Origin of the sequence: Ruminococcus sp. OM06-36AC, assembly GCF_003438725.1 — a bacterium.
In the GTDB taxonomy this organism is placed as follows: domain Bacteria; phylum Bacillota; class Clostridia; order Oscillospirales; family Ruminococcaceae; genus Ruminococcus_C; species Ruminococcus_C callidus.
The window spans coordinates 46,839-72,814 of record NZ_QSTT01000012.1 but is presented as its reverse complement, the minus strand read 5'-3'; the positions used below and the strand labels follow the sequence as shown (position 1 = coordinate 72,814).

Sequence of the window (25,976 nt, the reverse complement as noted above, 5' to 3'; positions counted from 1 at the left end):
AACAACCTCGTCTCTAAATTAAATATCATAATTCGTCACACAAATTCCGATTTTTCCAGAAACTTCCCGTTCCCGTCTTTCTTATTATACCATACCACACACAAAAACACAAGAAAATTTTACATTTTTCCTTAGAAAATCAAATGCTGAAAAAATTTGCATTTTCCGTCGGATTGTGGTATAATAAAAGTTACTGTGCCGTTTTGGCTGTGACATTTTACATGAGCCTGTCCGCAGGCTCCGGAAAGGACATCATCACATTGAACAAAGCATTTCGAAAAGGCATTTTACAGGGAATCCCCATTGCATTGGGATACCTCTCCGTTTCCTTTGGATTCGGCATCATGGCGGTGCGTGCAGGGCTGTCGGTTTCTGCCGCCGTGGCAATCTCCATTACCAATGTCACCTCTGCCGGACAGGCTGCCGGCGTAGGCGTGATTGCTGCCGGCGGTTCCTATCTGGAAATGGCTCTGACTCAGCTGACCATTAACTTCCGGTATGCCCTCATGGGCTTTTCCCTGTCCCAGAAGCTGGACAAAACGTTCCGGCTCCCCCAACGCATGGCGGCGGCATTCGGTATCACCGACGAAATTTTCGCCGTAGCCTCCGCACAGTCCGGCACCATTTGCCCCGCCTACATGTACGGGCTGATCCTGATCGCATTTCTGGGCTGGACACTGGGAACACTGCTGGGGGCAGCGGCGGGACAAATTCTGCCCAAGTTTATCATTGATGCCATGGGCATCGTGCTGTACGGCATGTTCCTGGCAATCATCGTTCCGGTTTCCCGCAAGAAAAAAAGCGTGCTGGCAGTGGTCGCTCTGGCGGCGGCGTGCAGCATATTGTTCCGGTACGTGTTCACGGCGGTTTCCAGCGGCTTCGCCATTATTCTGTGTGCAGTTCTGGCATCGATATTCGGGGCGATCGTCTTTCCCATTCCGGAGGAGGAACGCACATGAGCCTGATTCTTTATATTGCCATTATGGCAGGCGTGACCTATCTGATCCGTGTTGTGCCGTTTACGGTTTTCCGGAAAAAGATCCAGAACCATTTTCTGCAAAGCTTCCTCTATTACATTCCCTACGCAGTGCTCAGTGCCATGACCATTCCTGCCATTTTCTACTCCACGGGCAACGTGATCACAGCAGCCGTAGGAACAGTCGTCGCAGTTTTACTGGCGTACTGGAACCTGCCCCTGATCGTGGTGGCTCTGGCAGCCTCGGCAGCGGCTCTCGTTACAGGATTTTTTGTATGATACAAGTCCCCATATGCAAAAGGTAATCTGCATGTGGGGACTTGCTGTGTGTTCATACAAATCAATTTTCAAAATGAACTGGTAATGCCTTAAAAATATCATAAAAAGATTTCACGAAAGAACCCCCTCCACCTTTCAGGGGAGGTTCTTAATTTGGGTGCTGTGTGTTTCACTTTGTTGACTTCTGTGCCGGTTTGTGCTATACTATTGGAGTTAGGAGTAACAAACCCATAGGCAGTGCCACACAAAATATGTACGGTGCTGCCCCAGAAATCGAGGTACATAATGAAGAAACTCTGCTTTCAGAATAACAGCGACGGATTTTATGGGACATACTACCCCAACCCCAAGGGTGCGAAGCATGCCATGATCGGGTTGTTCGGCGATGATCCGAATGATTTCATGGCAAAGTGCGGTGCAAAATGGCTGCACAAAAATGGCGTGAACGTCTTGTGCATGTCACCTGATGTGAAAAATTACAGCCATGTCAACTACCCGCTGGAGCGAATCGAAACAGCTATCCAATGGCTCAAAAGCCACGGAAACCAGAAGATCGGCATCATGGGCATGAGCACAGCGGGCATGGATTCTCTGGCAGCAGCTTCCTACTTTCCGGACATCACGCTGACATTCGGGCTTACGGCAAGCGATTTTATCTGGCAGGGATTCGAACAGGGCGAGAAAGACGGCTGCAAGGAGTGGCCGGTTCCCCATGCGTCCACGCTGTCGTGGCAGGGAAAGCCGCTGGCGTATATGCCGTTCGTCTATGAACACCCCGTGTACTATCAAAAAATCCAAGAGGAAACAAAAGGTTCGGGAGATATTACCCGCAGCACCTGCCTGTTTATCGACTCCGAAAAAGCAAGAGAGCATACGGAAGAAGAAATGATAAAGATCGAGAACATCAAAGGCAAACTGATTCTGATCGGAGCAGATGACGACAGCTTCTGGGAAGCGGGAAAGTATGTTCGCCGCATGGAACAGCGGCTGAAAGAACGTCCCCACAGCTGCAATTACGAAGCAGTGGTCTATGAGCACGGCACGCATTTTGTCCTGCCCGAATCCATGCTCCGACTGGCTCTCCCCGTAGGGCTGAAGCTGGTACTGAAATTTGTTTTCCGTGCGGCAAAGGAGTATCCCAACGAGTGCGAAGCAACCCGAAAGGACATTGACCGGCGACTTTCGGCAGCCATTCAGGAGTGGATCACGGAGTAAAGGAAACACACAATCATGCAATGCATCATCAAACCGACCTTCAGTCAGAGAAACGCTGCTGGAAGTCGGTTTTTGAGATTTTTGGAACCCCTGTCACAAATCGACATCGCCACATGGTTATGATATGCAGACGGGCGAAAGACCAGTGCAGCTGTGATTTGAGGTTCTCTTAAAATTTTTGGAATCTCTGTCACAAATCGATACCGCCAGACGGTTATGATATGCAGACGGGCGAAAGACCGATGCACAGGAATGACAGCCCGTTTCAGAAAGAGGTGAGCAAATGGCTACGCACAAAGAAAAAGAACAGGAAAAACTCAAGCTGCTCTATGACATCTACGAACAGCCCATGTATCGCATCGCTTACGCAATCCTGCATCATACAGAACAGGCGGAAGATGCTGTATCCGATGCGTTCCTCCGAATCCTAAAAAATCTGAAAAAGATCGGCGACGTTCGCAGCGAAAAGACCAAGCATTACATCATTTCGATCATTCGCAGCACAGCGATCAACCAATACCGGCAGAACCAACGGGATTCCGAACGCTATACCGTCTGGGACGACCGCATTTTGCAGGTCCCCAACCAGAAAGATGACATGGAACAGCTTCTCGCCAACATTGCACAGGAAGAATCCATTGCCGAAATGTTAGAGCCGCTAAACGACCTGGACCGGCAGATCGTCCTGATGCGGTGCGAGGAGGAGTTATCCTTTCGCGAAATTGCCGAGCGGCTCTCTATGAAAGAAGCCGCTGCAAGAAAACGCTTTGAACGTGCCAGAAAGGCAATCCAACAAAAAAAGGGGGAACTTTATGATGAAATCCGAACACAACTCTTTTCCGTATAACGACACCGAATGGAACAACATCGTCAACGACGCATTTACATCAGACGCACAGCCCCACGTTTTTTCGGAACGCTATGCCCGCCGGAAACAGCAGATGCTGCACCAGATGGAGGAAAGTCCTATGAGATCGCATAAATTCCACATGAAAAAGTCTATGACCGCACTGGTTGCTGTAGCGGCAGCCGTTGTAATACTCCCCACTGCCGTATATGCTTCCACCCAGATCCGCGGTTATTTCCAGACCAAGGACGGCGTTTATCAGCAGGAAGTCGTCATTCCGAAAAGCGAAAGCGTTTCGGATCAGATCATGGCATTACAGGTCGGCTGGATGCCGGAGGGAATGGCGATCGATCCCAGCTGCGGAAAGTACAGAGATGCAAACGGCCGCGGCATAACCATGTCGTTCTATAAGATGGGCAGTCAGGAAGCTGCCCTGACGCACACGGTCAGCTACAGCGTTTCACAGGAAACGCTCACCTGCGGCAATAACACTGTTCTCTATGCGGTGACCGACACCACCGGAAAGTCCGGCGAGGATATTTTTGACAAGGATGTCTGGGTCGCATTTCCGGACTCCAACTATGCAGTACAATTCTACGCAACAACCGACATGACAAAGGAAGAAATTGAAAAGATTGCAGAAAATCTCAGTCTGACACCTTCTGACAAAGAAACAGCCGAGTTGTGGGACGGCGAGCCGCGGGAAGAAGTCGGAGGAACGGACGAAACCTACAAGTTCGATGACTACACCATTCAGCAGATCGGTGATACCGTTCGTTCGGATTACTATGATGCGGAAGATGCAGACACGGATCCTTATGCACGCATCACTGCCAAGCTGGACAGTGTTTCTGTGCAAGACAATTTTGACGGACTTCCGGCAATCAATGACATCGGAGAACCGGTGGATTACAGCCAGTACCTCAACGCAGACGGTACAGTTCAGGACGATGTACGCACATGGTACTCCCGCGGCGACGGCGTGAACACACTGGATACCAAAATCAAGGAAGAAACCGTTCCCCAGCGTGTCCTTGTGATGCATCTCACCTACACCAACGAAAGCAGCATCACACAGGAGATCTGCGTCTGCCCGAATCTGATCCAGAAGAACGGTGACCGCATGGACTATAGCGAAGTGGCATGCGAGCCGATGTCGGACACGACCTACTGCAACGGTACTTTGGGTGAGTTGAAGTACGGTGAATTCTTCCTCTTCTCCACCGACAGAGAACACAGCAAAAACAACATCACCAATGTTGCTCCCGGCGAAAGCGTTGATGCAACAGTAGCGTTCCTCATGGACGCTGACGAAGTGCAGAATCTGTACGCTGACATTCTGGGCGGCGGCGGACAAACTGTAATTTCCCTTGGCGATTTACAGTAAGCAGTTCCAGAGTGTGTTTTCATAATATAGGAAACACGGAATAAAGCCCGCCTAACGGCTTTGCACGCAATCTGCTTGCAGATTTTCCGTCAGATTGCCCAGAAATCCCTTGCCAGACACCAAGTCTGCCTGCGGAATTTCTGTGCAATCTGCTGAAAAATCTGACGACGCATCTTACGCACAAGCTTTATTCAGTGTTTCCTATACTTGTCCATTGACAACTTTCCATTTTCTCTTTTAAGGAATGTGTCTGTGTGAACTTTCTCCACACACGGGATACGTTCCGGAAGCAACGCCCCGCATGCGGTTTCATCCCTTCGCATGCGGGGCGTTTTGGTTTTTATTATTCTATTTTGTTATTCCACTGGATTGATGATTTTTCCGATGCCCTCTACTTCACATTCTACCACATCGCCGTGCTTCAGGTACTTCGGCGGCACGAAGCCCATACCGACACCTGCCGGCGTTCCCATAGAAATGATCGTGCCTGCGGGAATTTTCATGGCGTGGGACAGTTCCTCAATGACATAGGGAATGTTGTGGATATACAGTTCCGTGTTGCACTTCTGCCGCAGTTCCCCGTTGACTTTACAGGTGAGATTCAGCTTCGGCGGAAAGTCAAAGCTGTCTGCCGTCACAAGGCAGGGGCCCATCGGTGCAAAGCCGTCCAGACTTTTGCCGCGGAACCACTGCTTATGCCGCATCTGAATGCACCGTGCACTGACATCGTTCATAATGGTGTAGCCGAACGCATAGGAAGCCGCGTCCTCCGCCCTGGCACCTTGAATATCTTTCCGCACGACGAATGCCATTTCCACTTCGTAGTCCAGATCGGTGACAATGTCAAAGTGTCCGTTGATGCTGTCCCCCGGAGCAACCGCCTCGTTGACATGCTTGGCAAAATAGATCGGGAACTTCCGTTCGCCGCCGTATTCCTGCCCCATAACGCCTACGCTTTCCTTGGCGTGTTCGGAAAAGTTTACGCCCAGACAGATGATGTCCCGTGCCGGTCGGGGAATCGGTGCCAGCAGCTTCACCTGTTCCAGAGGGATTCCCTCTCCGGCTTTTTCCGGCAGCAGAGCCGCCGCCGTGTCCCGCTGGGCATCGGTCATCTGCACTGCCAGTTCTGCCATATCTGTAAAATCCAGCCCAAGCACGCCTGCCGGCACAACCGCATCTTCTGCCGGTGTCAGCACGCCGATCTGTTCTATTCCGTTCTGTAAATAAGTCACAAGTTTCATAAATGTTTCCTCTTTCTCTTTCGGCAGCACCCACAGTGTTGCCTTTAGGCAATACCACACAAAGAGCGTCTGGCGACTTTGCACGCCATCTGCTTGCAAATTTCCCTTCAGAGCCTGTTTCGTATCTTCCCGCACGCATCTTGCGTGCATATTTTCCGAGATATTTAGGGAAAATACTCGAAAATCCACAAAGGATTTTCTCCGTTTTTCCCTTCATCTCTCCAAAAATCTGACGACGCAATCTGCATACGTCAGATACGAAACAGACTCTCATATTTCACAAAAATGCTCGTGAATACATCCAGTATTCACTCCGCTTTTTGTTTCATCTGACGAAAAATTTGACGACGCATCTGTCGCACAATCTTTGTGCGGTATTGCCTTTACTCTGCTCGCTCCGCAGCGATACGCTTTCCGGTAGGCGTTGCCGCCAGACCGCCTCTTGCCGTTTCCCGCAGGTCGGCAGATATGCTGCTGCCCACCTCTGCCATTGCATCAATGACTTCGTCCGGCGGAATCCGGCTGACAATACCTGCCAACGCCATATTGGCACAGGAAATAGCATTCACCACGCCCACCACGTTCCGCTTGACGCAGGGCACTTCCACCAGTCCGGCAACCGGATCACACACCAGCCCCAGCAGATTCTTCAGTGCCATGGCACAGGCGTTGCCGCAGGCTTCCGGTGAGCCGCCCCGCAGGTAGACCAGTGCCGCTGCTGCCATAGCCGAAGCGGCTCCGATCTCTGCCTGACAGCCGGCTTCCGCACCGGAAACCGATGCCCGCTCAGCAATGATATTTCCAAAGCCGCCGGTCACGTAGAGGGCGTGGAGCATCTCCTCCTCCGGTGTATCGGGGTATTCTTTCCGGTAGGGAATCAGCACCGCCGGAATCACCCCACAGGAGCCGGCAGTAGGTGCTGCCACAATGCGTTTCATACAGGCATTGCACTCGCTGACTTTCAGGGCGGTGGCAATGGCATCGTTGAGGTATGTCCCGCACATCATCTTGCCGGAGGACAGCATCTGAGTATACTTCTCCCCGTCCCCGCCGGAAAGCCCGCTGAGGGAACGCTGAGAACCGTCATAGCCGGCGGCGGAGTCCTGCATCACCTGCCAGAGCATTTGCATTTTCTCCAGCGAAGCCGCCCGCTGTTCCGGCGTATCTTCTTCCAGATCGCTGCAAAGGATCGCTTCCCAGATGGGCATTTTCCGGCTTGCTTCTATCAAAGCCGCAACAGACCGCAGTTCCATATCACACGTCCTCCTCTGCATTATAACTGGTGATTTTCAGAATGCCGTCCAGTCCGCTGAGCCAGCGAACCATGTCCGGCGGTATCCGGTCGTCACACTCCAGAATCATTACCGCATAGCCGCCCTTGGTGTTGCGGTACAGCTGCATGGCGGCGATATTCACGTTTTTCTGTGCCAGAACTGTGGTCACCTGTGCCACGTGTCCGGGGGTATCGGTGTTGTGTACGATAATGGTATTATATTCACCGGAAAAGTCTGTCCGGATCCCGTCGATCTCGCAAATGCGAATGCGACCGCCGCCTACGGACGAACCGATCACTTCCAGCTGGCTGCCGTGTTCTCCGACAACTTCGATCTTCACTGTGTTGGGGTGAGCTCCCCGCAATGTACCCCTGGTGATCTGAAAGGAAAAGCCGGCTTTTTTTGCCGCTTCAAAGCTGGACGGAATCTGCGGGTCATCGGGCTTACAGCCCAGCAGTCCGGCGACCACAGCACGGTCGGTACCATGTCCCGAGCCGGTATCCGCAAACGAACCATGCAGGAGAATGTTCGCCTGCACCGGTGCTTCTCCCAGCAGCTTTCGCGTGACATAGCCGATTTTCACGGCTCCGGCAGTATGAGAACTGGACGGTCCGATCATCACCGGCCCCAGTACGTCAAATATATGCATCAGCCACACACCTCCTGCAACAGTATACCACAAAAACGGCTCTGCCGTCAATGGACTGCCGGCTTTTCCGACGGATTCCAGTTTATTTGCCGGTTTCGCTTGGAATTCTTTTTTGTTCGGGGGCGTTTTGTATTTTTTGCAGGGCTTGCTTTGGAGCGTGTATGTGGTCAAAATGTGGTCAATAAACAGCTGTAGAAACGCAAAAGGACACCCCAGCCAAAACCAGCCGAGGTGCCCTCTTTTTCTATTTACATGGAAAAACCACGCAGTTTCTTAGAACTTGCCAGCCTTAGCAGCTTCTTCAACAGATACTGCAACAGCAACAGTCGCACCAACCATCGGGTTGTTGCCCATGCCGATCAGACCCATCATTTCTACGTGAGCCGGAACGGAGGAAGAACCTGCGAACTGTGCATCAGAGTGCATACGTCCCATGGTATCGGTCATACCATAGGAAGCCGGACCTGCTGCCATGTTGTCCGGGTGCAGGGTACGGCCTGTACCGCCGCCGGAAGCAACAGAGAAGTACTTCTTGCCCTTTTCGATGCATTCCTTCTTGTAAGTACCAGCTACCGGATGCTGGAAACGTGTCGGGTTGGTGGAGTTACCAGTGATGGAAACGTCTACGCCTTCCTTCCACATGATTGCAACGCCTTCGGTAACGTCATTTGCACCGTAGCAGTTTACCTTTGCACGGGGGCTGTTTGCGTCCTTGGAGTAGCACTTGCGGAATACTTCCTTGACTTCGCCGGTGTAGTAGTCCATTTCGGTTTCTACATAAGTGAAGCCGTTTACACGTGCGATGATCTGTGCAGCGTCCTTGCCCAGACCGTTCAGGATAACACGCAGCGGTTCCTTACGAACCTTGTTTGCCTTTTCAGCAATACCGATCGCACCTTCTGCGGCAGCGAAGGATTCGTGACCTGCCAGAAATGCGAAGCACTTGGTGTCTTCTTCCAGCAGCATCTTGCCCAGATTACCGTGGCCCAGACCAACCTTTCTCTGGTCAGCAACAGAACCCGGAATGCAGAATGCCTGCAGACCTTCACCGATTGCAGCAGCAGCGTCAGCAGCTCTGCGGCAGCCCTTCTTGATCGCAATTGCTGCACCAACGGTATAAGCCCACTTTGCGTTTTCGAAGCAGATCGGCTGAATGCCTTCTACCATCTTATATACGTCCAGACCAGCAGCCTTGGTAACTTCAGCTGCACCTTCGATGGAATCAATGCCATATTCCTTCAGAACAGCCAGAACCTGCTTTTCTCTTCTCTCATATGATTCAAATAATGCCATGGGTTGTTTCCTCCTGTTCCTTATTCTTTTCTCGGGTCAACAAACTTCACTGCATCAGCAACACGGCCATACTGACCCTGTGCCTTTTCGAAAGCAGTGTTTGCATCGTCGCCAGCCTTGATGAAGTCCATCATCTTGCCGAAGTTTACAAACTTGTAGCCGATGATCTCATCGTCTTCGTCCAGAGCGATCTTGGTAACATAACCGTCGGTCATTTCCAGATAACGCGGACCCTTCTTCAGTGTGCTGTACATGGTACCAACCTGAGAACGCAGACCCTTACCCAGATCTTCCAGACCAGCACCGATCGGCAGACCTTCTTCAGAGAATGCACTCTGTGTACGGCCGTATACGATCTGCAGGAACAGCTCACGCATAGCAGTGTTGATTGCATCACAAACGAGGTCTGTGTTCAGAGCCTCCAGAATGGTTCTGCCCGGCAGAACTTCTGCAGCCATAGCAGCGGAATGGGTCATACCGGAACATCCGATGGTTTCCACCAGAGCCTCCTGGATCACGCCTTCCTTTACATTCAGAGTCAGCTTACATGCACCCTGCTGCGGTGCACACCAGCCCACACCGTGTGTCAGACCGGAAATGTCAGAAATTTCCTTTGCCTTTACCCACTTTGCTTCCTCAGGAATCGGTGCAGCACCGTGCTGTACGCCCTGTTTTACGCAGCACATTTCGTTTACTTCGTTTGAATAAATCATGGTCAAACTCCTTTCATGATATGGCATTGTATACGATTCGCATACAGGAACTATTATACACCATCTCCCGACAAGAATCAAGCTTTTTTCTGTAAATTTCTTGCCAATTGCCCTGATTTTGGTTAGTTACAGCTAACCGTGAGCCTTGGAAACTGCAAAAGGCACCTCTATTCTAAGAGATGCCTTTCTTCTGATTTTCAATACCACAGGATCACTCTTTCCCGCGATATTTCAGCATTTTCCACTGTACAAAAATATTTTTCAGCGTGATGAATATGTGACTTGCACCACTCATACCCGTCCGGAAGTTGATAAGGCTCACATTTCCTTTTATTCCGGTCAAAACAAAGAAAAACTGGCGTATGGCAATCTTCCACATATGCATCACAGACAATTTCTTTGTCACTCACTTTTATGTTTTTCAAAGTAATCACAATACACATACCCCATACTTTTTTAAGGAAACACTGAATAAAGCTTGTGCGGTATTGCCTTAGACATCACCGCCCATTCCCCATATTGCCCCAGTCGGTCAGTTCCATAGTGGCACTGGCGTTCAGGCTGGAATCGGCACGGATCCCTGCATCAAAGGCATAGGAACCGGCACAGGCGATCATGGCTCCGTTGTCGCCGCACAGGGAAAGCGGCGGCATGTACAGGGTGAAGTTCCGCTTGTCACAGGCTTTTTGCAGAGATTCCCGCACGCCGCTGTTGGCAGAAACGCCGCCGGCAATGGCAATGGTGGAATAGCCGTGCTCCACTGCCGCCCGAATGGTGTGTTCTGTCAGCACCTCGGAAATAGTCGCCTGCACCGAAGCTGCCAGATCTTCCCGACAAATGGTTTCGCCTTTCTGCTGGGCATTGTGCAGCAGGTTCACCACGGCAGTTTTTAAGCCGGAAAAGCTGAAATCATAGGCATTTTCCGCAATTTTCGGTTTTGGCAGAGAAAACGCTTTCGGGTTGCCGGACTGGGACGCTTTGTCCAGATGAATGCCGCCGGGATACGGATAGCCCATAGCACGGGCACACTTGTCGAAGCACTCCCCTGCGGCATCGTCACGCGTCCGTCCCAGAATCCGGAATTTCGTATAGGTCAGCACTTCCACCAGATGACTGTGCCCGCCGCTGACGACCAGACAGAGATAGGGCGGCTTCAGTTCCGGATGTGCAATGTAATTCGCCGCAATGTGCCCTGCCAGATGATGCGTCGGCACAAGTGGCTTTCCGGCGGTCAGTGCCAGTCCCTTGGCGAAGTTCACGCCTACCAGCAGTGCCCCGATCAGTCCGGGGTATGCGGTCACGGCAATGCCGTCCAGTTCCGCCAATGTCACACCGGCATCGTCCAGTGCTTTCTGTACCACAGGCAGCACGTTTTCGCAGTGCCTGCGGGAGGCGATCTCCGGCACAACGCCGCCGTATTGTTTGTGTTCCTCTACCTGTGAGGAAACCACATTGGAGAGAATCTCCGTGTGGTTTCTGGCAACGCTCGCTGCGGTTTCATCGCAGGAGCTTTCAATTCCTAATATCAGCATAGCTGCATCTCCATTTCTGTGAACTTTATCACAATACCGCAAAGCTATAGCAGGTGCTTATCCGGTATTTTATTTTTTCTGAACGGTATATGGAAAGTCCGGCAAACAGTCTGGGAGCCAGTTTTCTCCTGCCGCTGCACTCCGCAAAAAGGTTCCACAAATTCAGTGCAGTCAACGCAAACGGAGGTACAAGCAACAATGTCCAAAGCAGTAAAGCTTTCAGTTGCATTAGTAGTTCCGTCATGTTTTTTTCACCTCTCGCGTCATCAGCACAGCACCCTCCTCCGGATCGCGGTAATACCGTTTCCGAAAGCCCACCTGCCGATAGCCTGCGGATTCATACAGGGCAATGGCGGCGGCGTTGGACTCCCGAACTTCCAGCCAGAATTCGTTTTCCGGAAACTGCCGGTGTGCCCAGTCCAGAAGCTGTCTGCCGATGCCCTGCCGCCGGAACGCCGGTGCAACTGCGATGTCGTCCAGATTCACCGCATCTCCTGCCAGCGAAACTGCCGCATAGCCGCAGAATTCCCCTGCCGCCCTGGCACACCAGATACGGTTGTAACAACAGCACATGGTCTGGCGGAACTGCTGTTCTGTCCACGGGTCGGGAAATGCTGCTTTCGCCAGCGACAGAATCTCCGGCAGATCGGCTTCTGCCGCCGGTACGATCTCAACCTTTTGCTGCATACCAACTCTCCCCCATGCTCACATCTGCTGTCAGGGGCACAGGGAATTTCTCCTGTTCCTCCGGCGAAAGGGTATTTCGGATCACGTTCTGCATTTCCTCGCCCAGCACTTTTCCCGCCTGTAAAGCATGCTGTTCCGGCACCTCGACGATCAGTTCATCGTGTACCTGCAAGATCAGTTTCGCGTCCGGCACGTCGCTTTGCAGCCGCCGGTACACGTAGATCATGGCAAGCTTGATAATGTCCGCCGCCGTTCCCTGAATGGGCGTGTTCATGGCGATTCGCTTTCCTGCCGCCTGTACCATTTTGTTGCTGGCGAGCAGTTCCGGCACCGGTCGGCGTCGCTGGAAATAGGTGGTCACATAGCCGTTGATGCGGGCAGTGTCCACGGTCTTTTCCATGAATGCCCCCACGCTGGGGAACTGTGCCATATAGTTCTGGATATACTGGTTCGCCTGCCGCACGGAAACGTGAATGTCCTGCGACAGGGAAAAGGCTCCCATGCCATAGAGAATGCCGAAGTTTACTGCTTTCGCCGCACTCCGCATCTCCGGTGTCACCATTTCCCGCGGCATGCCAAATACCTGTGCCGCCGTGGCTGCGTGAATATCTGCCCCGCTAAGGAATGCCTCCTGCATCTGCCGGTCGCCGCTCAGGTTTGCCAGCAGCCGCAGTTCGATCTGGCTGTAGTCTGCGTCCAGCAGCACACAGCCCTCCCGTGCCACGAAAAATTTTCGCATATTCCGCCCCAGTTCTGTGCGGACAGGAATGTTCTGGAGATTCGGCTCTGTGGAGGAGATTCGCCCTGTACGGGTTTCGGTCTGCTTGTACACCGTGTGGATTCTGCCGTCTGCCCCAACGGTTTTCAACAATCCGTCCACATAGGTGGATTTCAACTTGGCATACTGCCGCCATTTCAGCACATAGTCCACAATGGCATACTCTCCCCGCAGTTTTTCCAGAATGTCCGCATTGGTGGAATAGCCGGTCTTGGTCTTTTTGCCGTGGGGCAGCTGCATTTCCCCGAACAGCACTTCTCCCAGCTGCTTCGGGGAACCGATGTTGAAAGTGTGTCCGGCTTCGTCGTAGACCATTTGCTGCATTTCCTCGATCTGTTCCGACAAGTACACGCCGAAGTCCTCTACGCCCTGCCGGTCAATGGCAATGCCGTCGTGTTCCATTGCCGCCAGCACCACGGTCAGCTGTTGTTCAAAGTGCAGCAGACGGGTCATGCCCTGTTCCTCCACCAGCTTCTCCATAGCGGCGTACAGCTTCGGGAGAGCCGCCAGATCGGCATATTCACCTGCACTGCGGGGATAGGGCACATGATAGGTCACGCAGAGCCGTTCGACCTCATAGGCGGACGTGGTGGAGTTCAGCAGATACGCAGCCAGTTCCGCATCTTTTGCCGCAGGGCTGCCGCTGTCCGGCGTGATGCCCTGTGCCAGCAGAAACCGATACTGGGGCTTTGCCCCGAACGTCAGACGCGGCATCTGAAACAGCTGTTCCCACAGGGCAGTATCTGTCGAAGTGTACACCGCTTCCGGCGTGCCGGCGTGGTATACGCAGATGCGGCTGCCGTCAAACAGACAGCAGGGCAGTTCCATTTTGTCAGCAGCCCATGTGTCCAGCAGAGCCGCCGTCAAGGGCTGTTCCGTCAGAGGCCGCTGCTGTTCTGCCGGCTCTGCCGTTTCTGGTGCGGGAGCATCTGTTCCGGAAAGCTTCAGCTTTTCCAGCAGTTTTGCCATTTCCAGTTCCAGCAGCAGCCTGCGGACTTCCTCGGTCTGCACCGGCTGGGGCAGATAGTGCTGCACGTCCATGTCGATCGGCACATCGGTCACGATCGTTGCCAGCCACTTGCTCTCCTTTGCCGCGTCCTGTCCGGCAGTCAGCTTATTGTACACCGACTTGGTGAGCCCTGCCTCGTCCAGATGAGCATAGAGATTTTCCACAGTTCCCCACGCCTGAATCAGCTTGGAAGCAGTCTTCTGTCCTACGCCGGCTACACCGGAGATGTTGTCCGAACTGTCCCCCATGAGAGCTTTCAGGTCGATCAGGGACAGTGGAGCAAAACCGTACTCCTCCTGAAAACGCTCCGGCGTATAGGGAATGGTTTCCTTGTTGGTAGTAAGCCGCACTGTCACATGATCGCTGACCAGCTGCAGGCTGTCCCTGTCCCCTGTCAGGATCACACAGTCCGCATCTTGTGCCGTACATGCCGCCGCCAGCGTTCCCAGAATATCATCTGCTTCGTAGCCCTCACAGGTGATGACCGGAATCCCCAGCAGTGTCAGCAGCTGCTTCACATAGGGCAGCTGCATGGCAAGTTCTTCGGGCATGCCCTTGCGGTTCGCCTTATAGGTGGCAACTGCCTTGTGACGGAACGTGGGCTTTCGCAGGTCAAATGCCACAGCCACAGCATCTGGCTGCACCTCGTCCCGATTTTTCAGGTAAATATTCATAAAGCCGAAAATGGCATGGGTAAACACGCCCTGTGTATTGCTGAGCGGACGAATCCCGTAGAATGCACGGTTCAGGATACTGTTTCCGTCAATGGCAAGTAGTTTCATGTAATCCTCCCTGTTTCACATTGGTCTAAGGCAACACCGTGCAAAGCTGTCAAGCGGGCTTTGTGCGGTGTTGCCTTAATGTATATAGTATAGCACATTTTTGCGGGAATGTACAGAGGGTTTTTGTGAAAGGACAAATCGCCGCCGCAAAAAGCAGTTGCAATCTCCGGAAACATATGTTATAATAAAGGAAACACTGCATAAAGCCCGCCTGACGGCTTTGCACGCAATCTGCGTGCAGATTTTCCGTCATATTTGCCCAGAAATCCCTTGCCATACGGCAGTATGCCTGCGGAATTTCTATGCAATCTGCCGAAAAATCTGACTACGCATCTTACGCACAAGCTTTATTCAGTGTTTCCTAAAGCTATAAAATTTGCCGCATGGCATATGATGAGGAAAGGAATCACATACTATGAATATTGTTTGCTTGGACCTGGAAGGTGTACTGGTACCGGAAATCTGGATCGCGTTCGCAGAAGAAAGCGGTATCCCCGAACTGAAACGCACCACCAGAGATGAACCGGATTATGACAAGCTGATGCATTGGCGGCTGGGAATCCTGAAGGAACACGGTCTGGGACTGAAAGAGATTCAGGAAACCATTTCGAAGATCGAACCGCTGGAGGGTGCAAAGGCATTTCTGGACAAACTGCGGGAACTGACACAGGTCATCATCATCAGTGATACCTTCACCCAGTTTGCAGGCCCTCTGATGAAGAAGCTGGGCTATCCCACCATTTTCTGCAACTCTCTGGAAGTTGCTCCGGACGGCGAGATCACAGGCTTCAAGATGCGTTGCGAAAACTCGAAGCTGACCACAGTCAAGGCTCTCCAGTCGATCGGTTATGACACCATCGCCAGCGGTGACAGCCACAACGATCTGGCAATGATTCAGGCAAGCAAGGCGGGATTCCTGTTCCGCAGCACCGAACAGATCAAAAAGGACTATCCGGAACTGCCGGCATTCGAGTCCTACGACGACCTGCTGCACGCCATTCAGCAGGCTCTTTAAGAGGCATATTATATGGAATATCAAAGTGAACCCTACCGCATTTCCTGCACCGATGATGCCGGAAAGTGTGTGGCAGAGATCACATTCCCTGAAACAGAAGCCGGTGTCTGCTGCATCGACCACACGTTTGTAGACGATTCCCTGCGGGGCATGGGAATCGCAGGCGAGTTGGTTTCCCGTGCAGTACAGCAGATTCAGGCAAACGGGAAGCAAGTCATTGCCACGTGCTCCTATGCGGCACACTGGCTGGAAAAGCAAAAAGGAAGCGGCAAAAATGTATAAGAATATTGAAAAGCAGGCTGTTTTACAGCTGAAAGATCTGGTGAAGTACCAGACCGGTCAGGTTGTCAGCAAAACACTGGTACAGAACGACAAGGTGAGCATGACCATTTTCTCCTTTGATAAGGGCGAGGAAATCTCCACACACGCTGCCGGCGGCGACGCTATGGTAACGGTGCTGGAGGGTACCGGAAAGTTCACCGTAGGCGGCGAAGTGTTCCTGCTCCACGCCGGCGAAACCTTGATCATGCCCAAGGACATTCCTCATGCTGTCTATGGCGAGGAACAGTTCAAGATGCAACTGATCGTTTCGTTCTAAGAAAACAATAGATCAAAAACGCCCCCGCACAGTTTCACCGGTAATTTTCCGGTGACTGTGCGGGGGTGTCTTTTGTATATGATGTTATTTTAGATCATGTCAATGTCTTTTAGTTGTTCATATGACAGAATATCCCAGTGTGCCAGAATGTTGCGGGCATTCCGCATCTTTTTCAGCATTTCAAATTCTGCATAGTCTGTGATCCTGCTGCCGCTGTTCTCTTTGCAGATGTAGAACAGCTGTCCGATTTCCAGATCGGCTGCCTGATCTACTGTATCATTGTTGGAACTGCGAATCGGCAGATACTGCTGCAGTTTGGACGCATACTTTCGAATGATCTCCACGCGGAAATTTTCCAGCTTCGGAAATACCAGCTTGATCTGTGCCTCCCAGACAGCAGCACGCACGACGTTCTGCAAGTTTGTGACCTTGATGTCATTTTCCTGATACACGCGTTCCGTCACGCCAACCGGATCCCGCAGCAAGTCCAGATTTTCTGCTGCCAGCAGTGCGGCACGCTCAATGTGGTTATGGGCAATGTTGCTTGCCACTTCACAGAGATACATCTTTTCGGCTCTTCCGCAGGACAGATCGGATACCATAGTCAGGCAGAGCATCATGCAGTCATAGTCCGTGACATAATCAGTATACCGGAATGCGGTCAGCTGCTTGGTTCCCACCGCCGGTGCTCCCTCTATCATTAGCAGGAAAACGCCGTGTTCCTTTGTCGGATCACAGTTTTCCATATACTCTGAAATGGAAGCGATCCATTTTGCCGCGTGTTCCAGTCGGATACCAGTCAGGCAGACATCTTGCTTATTCAGATTGGTGTCGCGGCTCTGTGCCAGAAAACGCATTTCATTGCCGTGCGTGGTTGGCCAGTAAACATTCTTCTCCTCTTTTCTGCAAAATTCTTCCAACAGGTAAGATCCTATTTCATTACTATCCGATACACTAGATACATTCAACACTCTCAGCTTGCGGTCGTCGTTCTGATCTGCCAGCCGCTGTTCAATGGTTTCGATCATGATGTCCTGCCACGGAATCTCGTCATCGAAAAACAAGACTACCGATTTTTCGTTCATGACCGCAATCTGAATGTCATCGAGAAACCGCACGGAATTGACAAGGCGGTTCCACCAGAGTTCCCCTATCATTCGGATACCTCCTCCTCAAAATAGTCTGCCATGCTCTTTTCCACCTTGTCCTGACTGCCAAGGAATTTCCGGAATCCGTCGGTGGCGAATCGATAATAATTATCCATGACACTGACAACGTTCAGATCCAGCATTTCGTTCAGGATTTCTTCGAACTGGTTGGGTTTCAGCGAAGTGATACGGGTGATGTGATATTCTTCCGCGATCCGCAGCAGATCATCCCTGGTATAGCCCTTTTCATTCGGCGAAACGTAGCACAGATACGCAATGATCAATGCAATGATGTGATAATTGCTCCGTTCCTTGGCATCGGTAAACAGTGTGGCTTCCAGCTTCTGATCGACTTTTTCAGTGAAGTCGGTATCCGAGAGGACTTTCTTATAATGGCTCTCAGTCACTTCATAAAACGGTGTGACAGATTCTCCGTAGCCGGCATAGTCCTCGTTCTTCATTGCCTCCAGAAGCTTCTGACAGTAGAACTGAATCAGTCCCGGGAAGTTATAGGTAGAAGCAAGAATGTTGTCAATAATGTCCTGATTGAACCGGAATCCCAGATAGGAAAGCGTACAGGTCAGCAGCTTGGTGGCTTCTTCCCGCCGGAACTGCTTGATGACGATCCAGTTCAGGTGGATCAGGTTGGAGTTCTCGTGCATCATTTCTCTGTGATAGCGGCTTACATTGTGCAGACCCGCCATGACCAGTTTGAAGCGGCCGGAGGGCAGGCTCTTGAGGGCAGTGATCGGAGAATCCTCTGTGTCACCGCTGGTCTTGATGATCTCGTCCGCCTCGTCCAGCATCAGCAGCAGATAGTGGATCCGTGTTTCCGGATTTTCGTCCATGAACCGCTTCTGGAGATGTCCGGCGAGGGCAGTCCATGTGTCACAGCGGGTGGATTCGTCCAGTATCCCCTCCAGAATCAGCTTGTCGGACACGATCTTGACGGCTTCTGCTGCACTGCGGTCTTTGAGTTCTTCCACCAGAACAGCTCTGTCGCCGTTGCCGTTTTTATCGATGTTGTGCCGTGCCATTTTCAGCAGGGCACTCTTGCCCAGCTGGCGGCCGCCGTAAACCAGATTTGCCCCTTCCGGCGACTCGATTTGGGTCAATTCCGCTTCTCTGCCGGTAAACAGTTCCGGCGGCATGTCCTGTGTAGAGGATTCTACAAAAGGCTGATAGTACGCAAAGGGCAGCGTTACCGCCATGAGCCGCCGAATCACGGTATTTTCCGCATAGTGCTTTGCCAGATAGAACAAAATGACACGGTCGATCACGATAAACGTGGTGGCGAAAGATTTTTCTTCCTTGATCTTTCTGGCGAGCCGTCTGCGTTCTTCCATGTTCATGGCAAAGTCCAGCAGCACAAGGGTATGCTTTGCCACCGCATTGACCTCGCGGAACTTATCCATCAGACTGTCACAGTCGTATTTGCCATACAGACACAGCACACGGAAGCCGTCTGTTTCGCTCTTGGAGCCGAACGCCGGTATCGGGTGAACGTAGTTGATCTTACCGATCTGTTTCCGGCAGAACACCTGATATGCTTCTGTGTCCAGACTGGTGTCCGGCTGAACGGAAACCGGCTTAAATCCCAGATAAGAGAGCAGTTTTTCCAGCTGGTTCAGACTGGCAGGACCGCCGGATGGAATCCAGCTTTTCAGCAGGTTTGCACCGCCTCTGGTTTCCTTACGGGCATTGTTTGTCAGATGCAGCAGTGCCAGATCCAGATCTTTTTTCCCCGAATATTCGGCAATCGTTTCAGTAATGTGCTTTCCGCCCCTGCGGACTGCACGGTAGTTGGTGGCATGCTCATTGATAAACTCGCGGAAATATCCAAACGGCTCATCGGAATAGTCAGAGATCCCGCTGACATCGCGGCGGAGGATACAGCTCATGATGAACTCCGCGGAAGAATAGTTCTGGTCATTGATCTTGGCTTCAATCATTTCCTTGCTGAACACGCCAAAGTCATAGTCCGGACTGTCTGCCAGTTCTTCCAGCTGGTGCAGAAGGCGTTCGCCTTTTTGCACGGCATTGACAGAAATGCGGTTGCGGATCACTTCCAGCAGTCTGACATAGAAGCCGTAATCGTTGGTGACACGGGTGATGCGGTACCACGCGTAGGCAACCGCCATGATCGCACTCTTTTCCCCGTTGATGTTCGAAAGGGTGCCGTAGCTTTCACAGAGTTCCAGTTCATCGGAGAAATCCTGAAACATGGTTTCGAACCGCTGCTTTGCCTGCTTCAGGCATTCCCCGTACTGGGCAAGGTCCTTGTGTTCTCTGATCGCTGCAATGTCCATGTCCTCTCCATAGGCTTTGATGAGCCTTGCAGTACGGAAATTGTGCTTGGTTTCCACATTGCTGAGAATTTCGGAGAGCCGTTCCGGCAGTTCCGGATGCGGCTTGGAGGCATGCTGTTCGATGCGGTACAGAATGTGGAAATCCGGCATGCCGCAGAACGTGGACTGGGTTTCCGGCAGGTAGTTGTCGTTCAGCAGAACGTCCTCGCCCCGCAGGAAGTCCATGAAGAAATACTTTCTGGTTTTGGTGTTGTATGTACCGTTCATCTTTTCCAGCAGTTCGGTGGCTGCACGGCGAACGCTCTCGGTGCCCCAGTCGAATCCCCGCTCTGCAAGCATGTCATTGCAGATGCGAACGATCTCTGTCAGTTCCTCTGTCACCTTCGGCTCCAGCGTGTCATACTGTTTTTTGGCAAAAGCATTATCAGTACTGCTGAAATGCTCTGCCACAGCGAGCCAGTCACAGATACAGGAAAGCATTCGCTTCAGCGTTGCCATAATGCTGTTCCGCTTGCTGCCCTTGATTTTTTCATGAGGTCTGGCGATGTGCTTTCCCTCATTTTGGATCGCAATGCGGGCACGTTCCCAGAAATCGTCAATGCACTTATCTGCTTTTTTCACGTCCAGATATTCCATCTGTATAGACTTATTGGCACGAATGAACAATTCCGACACCGTATCCTTGACAAACTGGAACTTGTCGGTTTCATTTGCTGCAACAATGTTCAGACAGGTACGGAGTTCACTTTCCTCGCTGGCGAACAGCAGTTCCCGTGTACAGCGGACTTGTCCGTGGTTCTCATACACATCATTCCGCATATCCGCCGCATTACAGCACTCCTTCGCCTCGTCAATGACCGATTCAATAACGCTGCTGTTGGTCTTATAGGCAGCAAACGAGTCCATGCCGTATCCGGTTTTTTCACGGAACGCTACCAGATCGCCCAGCAGCGGCAGCATTGCCGGATAGGTATCCAGTCCGAAATTTTCCACCACGAAAGAAAAGTCTTCAATGCTGTAATCTGGTACAGAAGGCGTATGGAACAGGGCATGCATGGCAGAAGCTGCAAAAAGTGATGCACTGATGTCCGGCAGGACGTTCTGTGCCTCATCAAATACTGCCATGATCTCTGTGCTGAGATACTCAGAGTCCAGAAGCGGACTGTGAAACGCATAGGCAAATGCTGCATCTGCCGCTCTGATCGCCTGTCCCACATAGACAGTAGTGCCGTCCTCTGTGTTCCGCACGATTTCGGAATCCTTTGTCAGCATTGCCGCACTGTTGAGATACGTGAGCAGGCAGTGCAGCTGTTCCGGCTGGAAGTGCAGAGCCTTGCTGATAACCGCACTGTCATCAATTCCCAGAGCTTCAAAACCAGCGGTATCCGTGTAGGAATCATACGCTGTTTGCAGAGATTCTTCCGGCTCAGAGCCTTCTTCGAAGCCATCATCTGCATCGTTGTCTGCATCCATGGCATTCGTCTGTCTTTCGGCTTCTTCCAATGCTGCCTTTCTGTCCGCAAGATTTTGCAGCATTACCTGTTTCCGTTCGCAGTCGCTGGAGAGCCCGACATATTTTTCCGCATTCTCATAGTCACCGGTTTCAAAATACAGTTCTGCCAGTTCGATATAAATACAAGTGTTCCGTATCGTGTAGCGTTCTGTAATTTTATTTCGCTTGACAATATCCAGCCAGTCCAGCAGTTCGCTGATCGCGGAAGGATAGTCTTTGATTTCCCGATAACAGCGTCCCTTCCCCTGCAAGTAATGCAGGATCTTGCCGTGCTCGCCGGGGTCGCACTGTTCCATCAGGCGATTCAGGATCCGGATCGTTTCTGCATATTGGTGTGTTTTCATATAATACTGCTGAAGTGCTTCCAGTGCTTTTAACGCCTTTACTTCCCGATCCGCATATTTTTCCACAAACACACGAAGTTCGTTCAGATACCCCAATTCTTCATTTTCATTGTTCATACGTAAATAACACATGATGATCGCTGTAAAAGCATCTTCCCAGCAATCTTTATCCATATAAGTCTTGCAGACCTCGACCACCTTGGAATACGCTTTTTTTGCCGTCCAATGGCTTATGGCGGCACTCAGCTGCTTTCCGTCCTCACTTTTTTCCAAGGGCTCTTCAGAAGCAGGTGCAGATGTTTCCTTCTCTGCCGCTGCTGCCTTGAAAATAGAAGCTGACAGGGGCAGATCTGCTGATGCTGCGGCTGGCGTTTCTGCCGCAGCTTCAACTGCGGCATTCCACTGTGCTGACGGCAAGTAAAACGATGCTGTTCCGCGTTTAATGGATACCGCCAGATAATTTTTGCCGCTTTTCAGCAGCTGGAACTTTACCGGAATAGGAGTCATTGTTCTTTTGTTGATCTTCCGGACTTCTTTCTGAAGCGATTTATCTGTAATATTCTTGACATCAAACGAATACTTTTCTTCGCTGGGTCCCTGAATTTTTCCCTTTTCCTCGAAATAATTGTAAGAAATGATATAGCCAGTGTGTGTCTTGGTGAGATCCGGCTCATCATTTGCAGGCGGTGTTTCCGGCATGTCCACAGATTCCGGTTCGGTTTCCAAGCCGGATTTCAGAGAGTTGCTCTGCAATTTGGTGATTTTTTTCCGCACCGCATTCCCCGGGAACAGATACCGCAGACTTTCCAGCAGTGCCTGCATATCCTGCAGTTCTGCCGTGGTCTTTCCATGATCTACGCCAATGGAACGAATGATGCGGTTCAAAGCTGCCCTGCTGCTTTCTTCCACAGCATGTTCTAATGCATAGGTGATACCGGAGATGTCTGCCAACTGCACAGAGGACTTTTGCAGCACCTCTGCGGCTTCTTCTTTGCCAAGTGCATTGTCCTCAGAAAGAAACAACGCAGCAAAAGCGGCAGCAAGGAGAGCGTATTCCCGTTCTTCTTTTTTCTGTGCCCCCTGATATGCCGCACAGTAGGCATACCGCAGATTACCGGCATAGAACAGCGATTCTGCTGCCATATCATAGTCTTCACAGACTAGTTGCAGCAAGCCCAGAAAAAAATTGACACGAGGATTATAATCCCACTCATTTTCTTCGATCACATTCCACGCCAGCTGAACTGCCTCCTGACACTTCGAAGTTTCATGACTTTGCAGATAATTCAGATACTTATTATATCCTGTTGTCAGAGCTTTTTTCTCTTGGGATTCCATAGCTTTAAACGCCTGTGTTACAGCTTCTTTATCGCATGGAATCTGCATGTTTTCAAAACCAGATACTGGTTTTTGTTTTGGAGCCGCTGGTGCCGGAACCGCTGCCGGCTGTACCGGTGCTGCTTGCAAAACAGGATCAGCTGCTGGTTTTGGCTGTGGCATGCCGGCTTGTGTACATTCCTCCAGTATGCCGATCTGATCGTACCGCAGCGTGGCTGTTGATGTGATCTGTACCGAAAGAGCGTCTTTTCCGTCATTTTCCATGACAACGCCCTCAATGATCTGTCCGGATTTGTGTACAAGTCGAACATGACTGCCTATGGGCAATGCGGCTAGTTTTTGGTCTAATAAATTCATTGGTTGTACCTCCTGTAAGTATGCCGGTATAAATTTTGTTTTTGCCGGCATGATGGAAATACTATCCTATAGATAGCATAGTATTATTATACATCTGTTTTGCCCAAATTGCAACATAGAATTGTAAAACTTGATGCTTTTTCACATTTTATCCATGACGCAACAGTTCTTTGGCAAATAAAGGTGAATATAGTTCTCCGTTGCCGTTGACAAGAAAAATTCCAGAACCCCTTGACAAGTTCCGTTCTGTCATGTATAATAGCATATGTAACCTATCAAAACTATAGGAATTAGAAAATTCAGATGTATACTAATCTGCCGACAGGCTTTCGAACACAAAACACAGAGAGGAGCAAATCTCATGGAAAAACACACTTTCGGAAATGAATACGGCTTTCAGACCAGAGCTGTTCATACAGGAAACGACATCGATGCGGAAACCGGAGCGATCAAGCGTCCGATCACCATGGCAAACAGCTATGCCCTGCCCTATGACCCCAGCGATCTGAACTGGAGCAGTGCAGGCAAAAATCTGTACACCCGAAACGGCGGCTCTAACCAGCAGTATTTACAGGAAAAGCTGGCTTCGCTGGAGGGTGGTGAGGACTGCGTTGTGCTGGCAAGCGGCGTGGCAGCACTGTCCGGCTTGTTCTTCGCCCTGCTGGAAAGCGGCGATCATGTGGTATTCTCCAGTGTGACCTATATTGCCGTATACCGCCTGCTGAACGAACTGCTGAAAAACAAGTTCCACGTGGACACGACCATTGTGGACACCTCTGATCTGGAAGCTGTGAAAAAGGCGATTCGTCCCAACACCAAGCTGGTACACATCGAAACGCCGGGCAATCCCACGCTGACGATCTCGGACATTCGTGCCATTGCAGACATTGCCCACGAAAACGGTGCTCTGCTGTCGGTGGACAACACCTTTGCTTCGCCCTATAACCAGCGACCTATTGAACTGGGAGCCGATTTCACCGTGGAAAGCCTGACGAAATATATCAACGGGCACGGAGATGCCATGGGCGGTGCGATCATTGGCAAAAAGAAATATCTGGACATCATCCGGACACAATCGCAGGTGAATCTGGGTGCGACGATCAGCCCGTTTAACGCATGGCTCATCATGCGTGGTGCAGTTACCCTGCCCCTGCGGATGCGGCAGCACAATGCCAACGCATTGCAGGTGGCAAAGTATCTTCAGACGGTAAAGGGTGTCCGCTTTGTGGCATACCCCGGACTGGAAACTCACAAGGGACACGAGATCGCCGCAGAACAGATGCACGGCGGTTTCGGCGGCGTGCTGTCCTTTGGGCTGCATGCCGATCACGACACCTATAACCGTTTTGTCAGCCACCTGAAGGTGATTACCTCGGCGGTTTCGCTGGGACATGACGAGAGCCTGATCGTCTTTCTGGGTGAAAATGACGAACGGCAGTATCTGTATCCCGAGGAATTCCACGGCGGATTTTTCCGGTTCAGCGTGGGCATTGAGGACACGGAAGATATTATCGCCGATCTGGAACAGGCATTTGCAAAGGAGGGACTGCTGTAATGGCGTTGCACGCATTTTCCAGAACGGAACTGCTGGTGGGAAAGCCGGCAATGGAACGGCTGGCACAGGCACGGGTGGCAGTGTTCGGCATCGGCGGTGTAGGCGGCTATACCGTAGAGGCTCTGGCCCGTAGCGGCGTGGGAGCACTGGATCTCATTGATGACGACCGCGTGTGTCTGACCAACATCAACCGGCAGATCTATGCAACCCGAAAGACGGTGGGGAAATACAAGGTCGAGGTGGCGAAAGAACGCATTCTCCAGATCAATCCGGTTTGTCAGGTAGAAACCCACTGTGCCTTTTACATGCCGGACACTGCCGCACAGTTTGATTTCCGCCAGTACGATTATGTGATAGATGCCATTGACACCGTCACCGGCAAGCTGGAAATGATAGAGCAGGCGTATCGTGCCGGCACGCCGATCATCAGTTCCATGGGAGCCGGCAACAAAATGGATCCCACTGCCTTTGAAGTGGCAGACATTTACGAAACCTCTGTCTGCCCGCTGGCAAAGGTCATGCGGCACGAACTGCGAAAGCGTGGGATTCCCAAGCTAAAAGTGGTCTACTCCAAGGAAAAACCCATTGCCCCGAAAGAGGACATGGCAAACAGCTGTAAGACCCATTGCATCTGTCCGCCGGGCACTGCCCGCAAGTGTACCCAGCGGCGGCAGGTCCCCGGCAGCAATGCCTTTGTCCCGTCGGTGGTAGGGCTGATCATTGCCGGAGAAGTGGTGAAAGATCTGATCGGAGAGATCGAGTAAGGGCAGCAGTGCACAAAACAAGCTGCTCTCCTTGACGATATGCAAAAGAAGGCTGTACACTTTAAAATCGTGTACAGCCTTCTTTTTGTCAATTGGTGTTGTTCAAGAATTTTGTTGCAGATTTCCCTAGTGTTCCCCCACACAAAACAAAACACGCAGTTCCGAAAAATCTTCGAAACTGCGTGTTGATTCTGGTCTGAGTGACCCGACTTGAACGGGCGGCCTCTACCACCCCAAGGTAGCACGCTACCAACTGCGCCACACCCAGATAAAGTGCTTTCTGCACACCAGCATAAATAATTATAGCATGTTTTTTCTGGGTTGTCAATGATTGCGTAGAAAACTATTTGTGATATGGATAAATCAGCAAACA

General features: G+C 51.3%; 20 protein-coding genes and 1 tRNA gene. 10 read left to right on the top strand and 11 right to left on the bottom strand.

Annotated elements, in window-relative coordinates; genetic code table 11:
- The first annotated feature begins 143 nt into the window (after positions 1-143).
- The 5 genes from DXB92_RS09035 to DXB92_RS09015 all read left to right on the top strand — a co-directional run bounded on the left by DXB92_RS09035 (position 144) and on the right by DXB92_RS09015 (position 4,704).
- Complete coding sequence (locus DXB92_RS09035; RefSeq protein ID WP_341473038.1) at positions 144-959, top strand: AzlC family ABC transporter permease; 816 nt, start codon at positions 144-146, stop codon at positions 957-959.
- Positions 956-1,255 carry an AzlD domain-containing protein gene (locus DXB92_RS09030; protein WP_117733626.1) on the top strand — a complete coding sequence of 100 codons (300 nt, stop codon included), beginning with the start codon at positions 956-958 and terminating at the stop codon, positions 1,253-1,255. Before DXB92_RS09035 ends, DXB92_RS09030 begins: the two co-directional genes overlap by 4 nt.
- A 285-nt stretch (positions 1,256-1,540) precedes the next feature.
- Positions 1,541-2,470 (top strand): acyl-CoA thioester hydrolase/BAAT C-terminal domain-containing protein, encoded by a 930-nt coding sequence (locus DXB92_RS09025; RefSeq protein ID WP_117733625.1) that lies wholly within the window; start codon positions 1,541-1,543, stop codon positions 2,468-2,470.
- A gap of 283 nt (positions 2,471-2,753) precedes the next feature.
- Entirely contained in the window at positions 2,754-3,317 is a 564-nt protein-coding gene (locus DXB92_RS09020; RefSeq protein ID WP_021683378.1) for a sigma-70 family RNA polymerase sigma factor, read from the top strand.
- Positions 3,283-4,704 carry a hypothetical protein gene (locus DXB92_RS09015; protein WP_147330043.1) on the top strand — a complete coding sequence of 474 codons (1,422 nt, stop codon included), beginning with the start codon at positions 3,283-3,285 and terminating at the stop codon, positions 4,702-4,704. Before DXB92_RS09020 ends, DXB92_RS09015 begins: the two co-directional genes overlap by 35 nt.
- A 356-nt stretch (positions 4,705-5,060) precedes the next feature.
- On the opposite strand, the gene DXB92_RS09010 is transcribed toward DXB92_RS09015, so the two are convergent.
- The 8 genes from DXB92_RS09010 to polA form a co-directional block, all read right to left on the bottom strand.
- Positions 5,061-5,945: a fumarylacetoacetate hydrolase family protein gene (locus tag DXB92_RS09010; RefSeq protein ID WP_117733628.1), complete on the bottom strand. Its 885-nt coding sequence runs from the start codon at positions 5,943-5,945 to the stop codon at positions 5,061-5,063.
- 383 nt (positions 5,946-6,328) lie between these two features.
- Positions 6,329-7,198, bottom strand: coding sequence for an L-serine ammonia-lyase, iron-sulfur-dependent, subunit alpha (gene sdaAA / locus DXB92_RS09005; protein WP_117733623.1), 870 nt, complete (start codon positions 7,196-7,198; stop codon positions 6,329-6,331).
- Position 7,199: 1 nt separating this feature from the next.
- The gene (sdaAB, locus tag DXB92_RS09000; protein WP_117733622.1) at positions 7,200-7,868 is read right to left on the bottom strand and encodes an L-serine ammonia-lyase, iron-sulfur-dependent subunit beta; all 669 of its coding nucleotides are present in this window, start codon (positions 7,866-7,868) and stop codon (positions 7,200-7,202) included.
- A gap of 273 nt (positions 7,869-8,141) precedes the next feature.
- Positions 8,142-9,161, bottom strand: a complete 1,020-nt coding sequence (locus DXB92_RS08995) for a GGGtGRT protein (RefSeq protein WP_021683371.1) — start codon at positions 9,159-9,161, stop codon at positions 8,142-8,144.
- Positions 9,162-9,181: 20 nt separating this feature from the next.
- Positions 9,182-9,874, bottom strand: a complete 693-nt coding sequence (locus DXB92_RS08990; RefSeq protein ID WP_021683370.1) for a hypothetical protein — start codon at positions 9,872-9,874, stop codon at positions 9,182-9,184.
- 500 nt (positions 9,875-10,374) lie between these two features.
- Complete coding sequence (gene tsaD / locus DXB92_RS08985) at positions 10,375-11,406, bottom strand: tRNA (adenosine(37)-N6)-threonylcarbamoyltransferase complex transferase subunit TsaD (protein ID WP_117733621.1); 1,032 nt, start codon at positions 11,404-11,406, stop codon at positions 10,375-10,377.
- Positions 11,407-11,646: 240 nt separating this feature from the next.
- Positions 11,647-12,093: a ribosomal protein S18-alanine N-acetyltransferase gene (rimI, locus tag DXB92_RS08975; protein ID WP_117733619.1), complete on the bottom strand. Its 447-nt coding sequence runs from the start codon at positions 12,091-12,093 to the stop codon at positions 11,647-11,649.
- Complete coding sequence (gene polA, locus DXB92_RS08970; RefSeq protein ID WP_117733618.1) at positions 12,077-14,662, bottom strand: DNA polymerase I; 2,586 nt, start codon at positions 14,660-14,662, stop codon at positions 12,077-12,079. Before polA ends, rimI begins: the two co-directional genes overlap by 17 nt.
- Before the next feature lie 415 nt (positions 14,663-15,077).
- Between polA and thrH the strand changes: the two genes are divergently transcribed.
- The 3 genes from thrH to DXB92_RS08950 are packed head-to-tail and all read left to right on the top strand — an operon-like array spanning position 15,078 to position 16,275.
- Positions 15,078-15,677, top strand: a complete 600-nt coding sequence (thrH, locus tag DXB92_RS08960) for a bifunctional phosphoserine phosphatase/homoserine phosphotransferase ThrH (RefSeq protein WP_021683362.1) — start codon at positions 15,078-15,080, stop codon at positions 15,675-15,677.
- 12 nt (positions 15,678-15,689) lie between these two features.
- The gene (locus DXB92_RS08955; protein ID WP_117733616.1) at positions 15,690-15,959 is read left to right on the top strand and encodes a GNAT family N-acetyltransferase; all 270 of its coding nucleotides are present in this window, start codon (positions 15,690-15,692) and stop codon (positions 15,957-15,959) included.
- Positions 15,952-16,275, top strand: a complete 324-nt coding sequence (locus DXB92_RS08950; RefSeq protein ID WP_117733615.1) for a cupin domain-containing protein — start codon at positions 15,952-15,954, stop codon at positions 16,273-16,275. The genes DXB92_RS08955 and DXB92_RS08950 overlap by 8 nt, the downstream gene beginning before the upstream one ends.
- Positions 16,276-16,364: 89 nt before the next feature.
- On the opposite strand, the gene DXB92_RS08945 is transcribed toward DXB92_RS08950, so the two are convergent.
- Both DXB92_RS08945 and DXB92_RS08940 read right to left on the bottom strand, forming a co-directional pair.
- On the bottom strand, positions 16,365-17,432 hold the full coding sequence (locus DXB92_RS08945; protein ID WP_117733614.1) for a hypothetical protein: 1,068 nt from the start codon (positions 17,430-17,432) through the stop codon (positions 16,365-16,367).
- The gene (locus DXB92_RS08940) at positions 17,429-23,284 is read right to left on the bottom strand and encodes an ATP-binding protein (RefSeq protein WP_117733613.1); all 5,856 of its coding nucleotides are present in this window, start codon (positions 23,282-23,284) and stop codon (positions 17,429-17,431) included. Before DXB92_RS08940 ends, DXB92_RS08945 begins: the two co-directional genes overlap by 4 nt.
- Before the next feature lie 361 nt (positions 23,285-23,645).
- Between DXB92_RS08940 and DXB92_RS08935 the strand changes: the two genes are divergently transcribed.
- Both DXB92_RS08935 and DXB92_RS08930 read left to right on the top strand, forming a co-directional pair.
- A complete protein-coding gene (locus DXB92_RS08935; protein ID WP_117733612.1) occupies positions 23,646-24,839 on the top strand; it encodes a PLP-dependent aspartate aminotransferase family protein in 1,194 nt (397 codons plus the stop codon).
- Positions 24,839-25,603, top strand: coding sequence for a tRNA threonylcarbamoyladenosine dehydratase (locus tag DXB92_RS08930; protein ID WP_117733611.1), 765 nt, complete (start codon positions 24,839-24,841; stop codon positions 25,601-25,603). The genes DXB92_RS08935 and DXB92_RS08930 overlap by 1 nt, the downstream gene beginning before the upstream one ends.
- Positions 25,604-25,795: 192 nt before the next feature.
- On the opposite strand, the gene DXB92_RS08925 is transcribed toward DXB92_RS08930, so the two are convergent.
- Positions 25,796-25,871 (bottom strand) — tRNA-Pro (locus tag DXB92_RS08925).
- Positions 25,872-25,976 lie beyond the last annotated feature (105 nt).

Excerpts from the sequence above, each read along its gene's own strand:
- DXB92_RS09030 (WP_117733626.1), top strand. The coding sequence starts at position 956 with ATGAGCCTGATTCTTTATATTGCCATTATGGCAGGCGTGACCTATCTG.
- DXB92_RS08945 (WP_117733614.1), bottom strand. The coding sequence starts at position 17,432 with ATGATAGGGGAACTCTGGTGGAACCGCCTTGTCAATTCCGTGCGGTTT.
- DXB92_RS09035 (WP_341473038.1), top strand. The coding sequence starts at position 144 with ATGCTGAAAAAATTTGCATTTTCCGTCGGATTGTGGTATAATAAAAGT.
- polA (WP_117733618.1), bottom strand. The coding sequence starts at position 14,662 with ATGAAACTACTTGCCATTGACGGAAACAGTATCCTGAACCGTGCATTC.
- DXB92_RS08935 (WP_117733612.1), top strand. The coding sequence starts at position 23,646 with ATGGAAAAACACACTTTCGGAAATGAATACGGCTTTCAGACCAGAGCT.
- tsaD (WP_117733621.1), bottom strand. The coding sequence starts at position 11,406 with ATGCTGATATTAGGAATTGAAAGCTCCTGCGATGAAACCGCAGCGAGC.
- DXB92_RS09010 (WP_117733628.1), bottom strand. The coding sequence starts at position 5,945 with ATGAAACTTGTGACTTATTTACAGAACGGAATAGAACAGATCGGCGTG.
- DXB92_RS09025 (WP_117733625.1), top strand. The coding sequence starts at position 1,541 with ATGAAGAAACTCTGCTTTCAGAATAACAGCGACGGATTTTATGGGACA.
- sdaAB (WP_117733622.1), bottom strand. The coding sequence starts at position 7,868 with ATGCATATATTTGACGTACTGGGGCCGGTGATGATCGGACCGTCCAGT.
- thrH (WP_021683362.1), top strand. The coding sequence starts at position 15,078 with ATGAATATTGTTTGCTTGGACCTGGAAGGTGTACTGGTACCGGAAATC.
- DXB92_RS08940 (WP_117733613.1), bottom strand. The coding sequence starts at position 23,284 with ATGAATTTATTAGACCAAAAACTAGCCGCATTGCCCATAGGCAGTCAT.
- DXB92_RS09015 (WP_147330043.1), top strand. The coding sequence starts at position 3,283 with ATGATGAAATCCGAACACAACTCTTTTCCGTATAACGACACCGAATGG.
- DXB92_RS08995 (WP_021683371.1), bottom strand. The coding sequence starts at position 9,161 with ATGGCATTATTTGAATCATATGAGAGAAGAGAAAAGCAGGTTCTGGCT.
- DXB92_RS08990 (WP_021683370.1), bottom strand. The coding sequence starts at position 9,874 with ATGATTTATTCAAACGAAGTAAACGAAATGTGCTGCGTAAAACAGGGC.
- DXB92_RS08955 (WP_117733616.1), top strand. The coding sequence starts at position 15,690 with ATGGAATATCAAAGTGAACCCTACCGCATTTCCTGCACCGATGATGCC.
- sdaAA (WP_117733623.1), bottom strand. The coding sequence starts at position 7,198 with ATGGAACTGCGGTCTGTTGCGGCTTTGATAGAAGCAAGCCGGAAAATG.
- DXB92_RS08930 (WP_117733611.1), top strand. The coding sequence starts at position 24,839 with ATGGCGTTGCACGCATTTTCCAGAACGGAACTGCTGGTGGGAAAGCCG.
- rimI (WP_117733619.1), bottom strand. The coding sequence starts at position 12,093 with ATGCAGCAAAAGGTTGAGATCGTACCGGCGGCAGAAGCCGATCTGCCG.
- DXB92_RS09020 (WP_021683378.1), top strand. The coding sequence starts at position 2,754 with ATGGCTACGCACAAAGAAAAAGAACAGGAAAAACTCAAGCTGCTCTAT.
- DXB92_RS08950 (WP_117733615.1), top strand. The coding sequence starts at position 15,952 with ATGTATAAGAATATTGAAAAGCAGGCTGTTTTACAGCTGAAAGATCTG.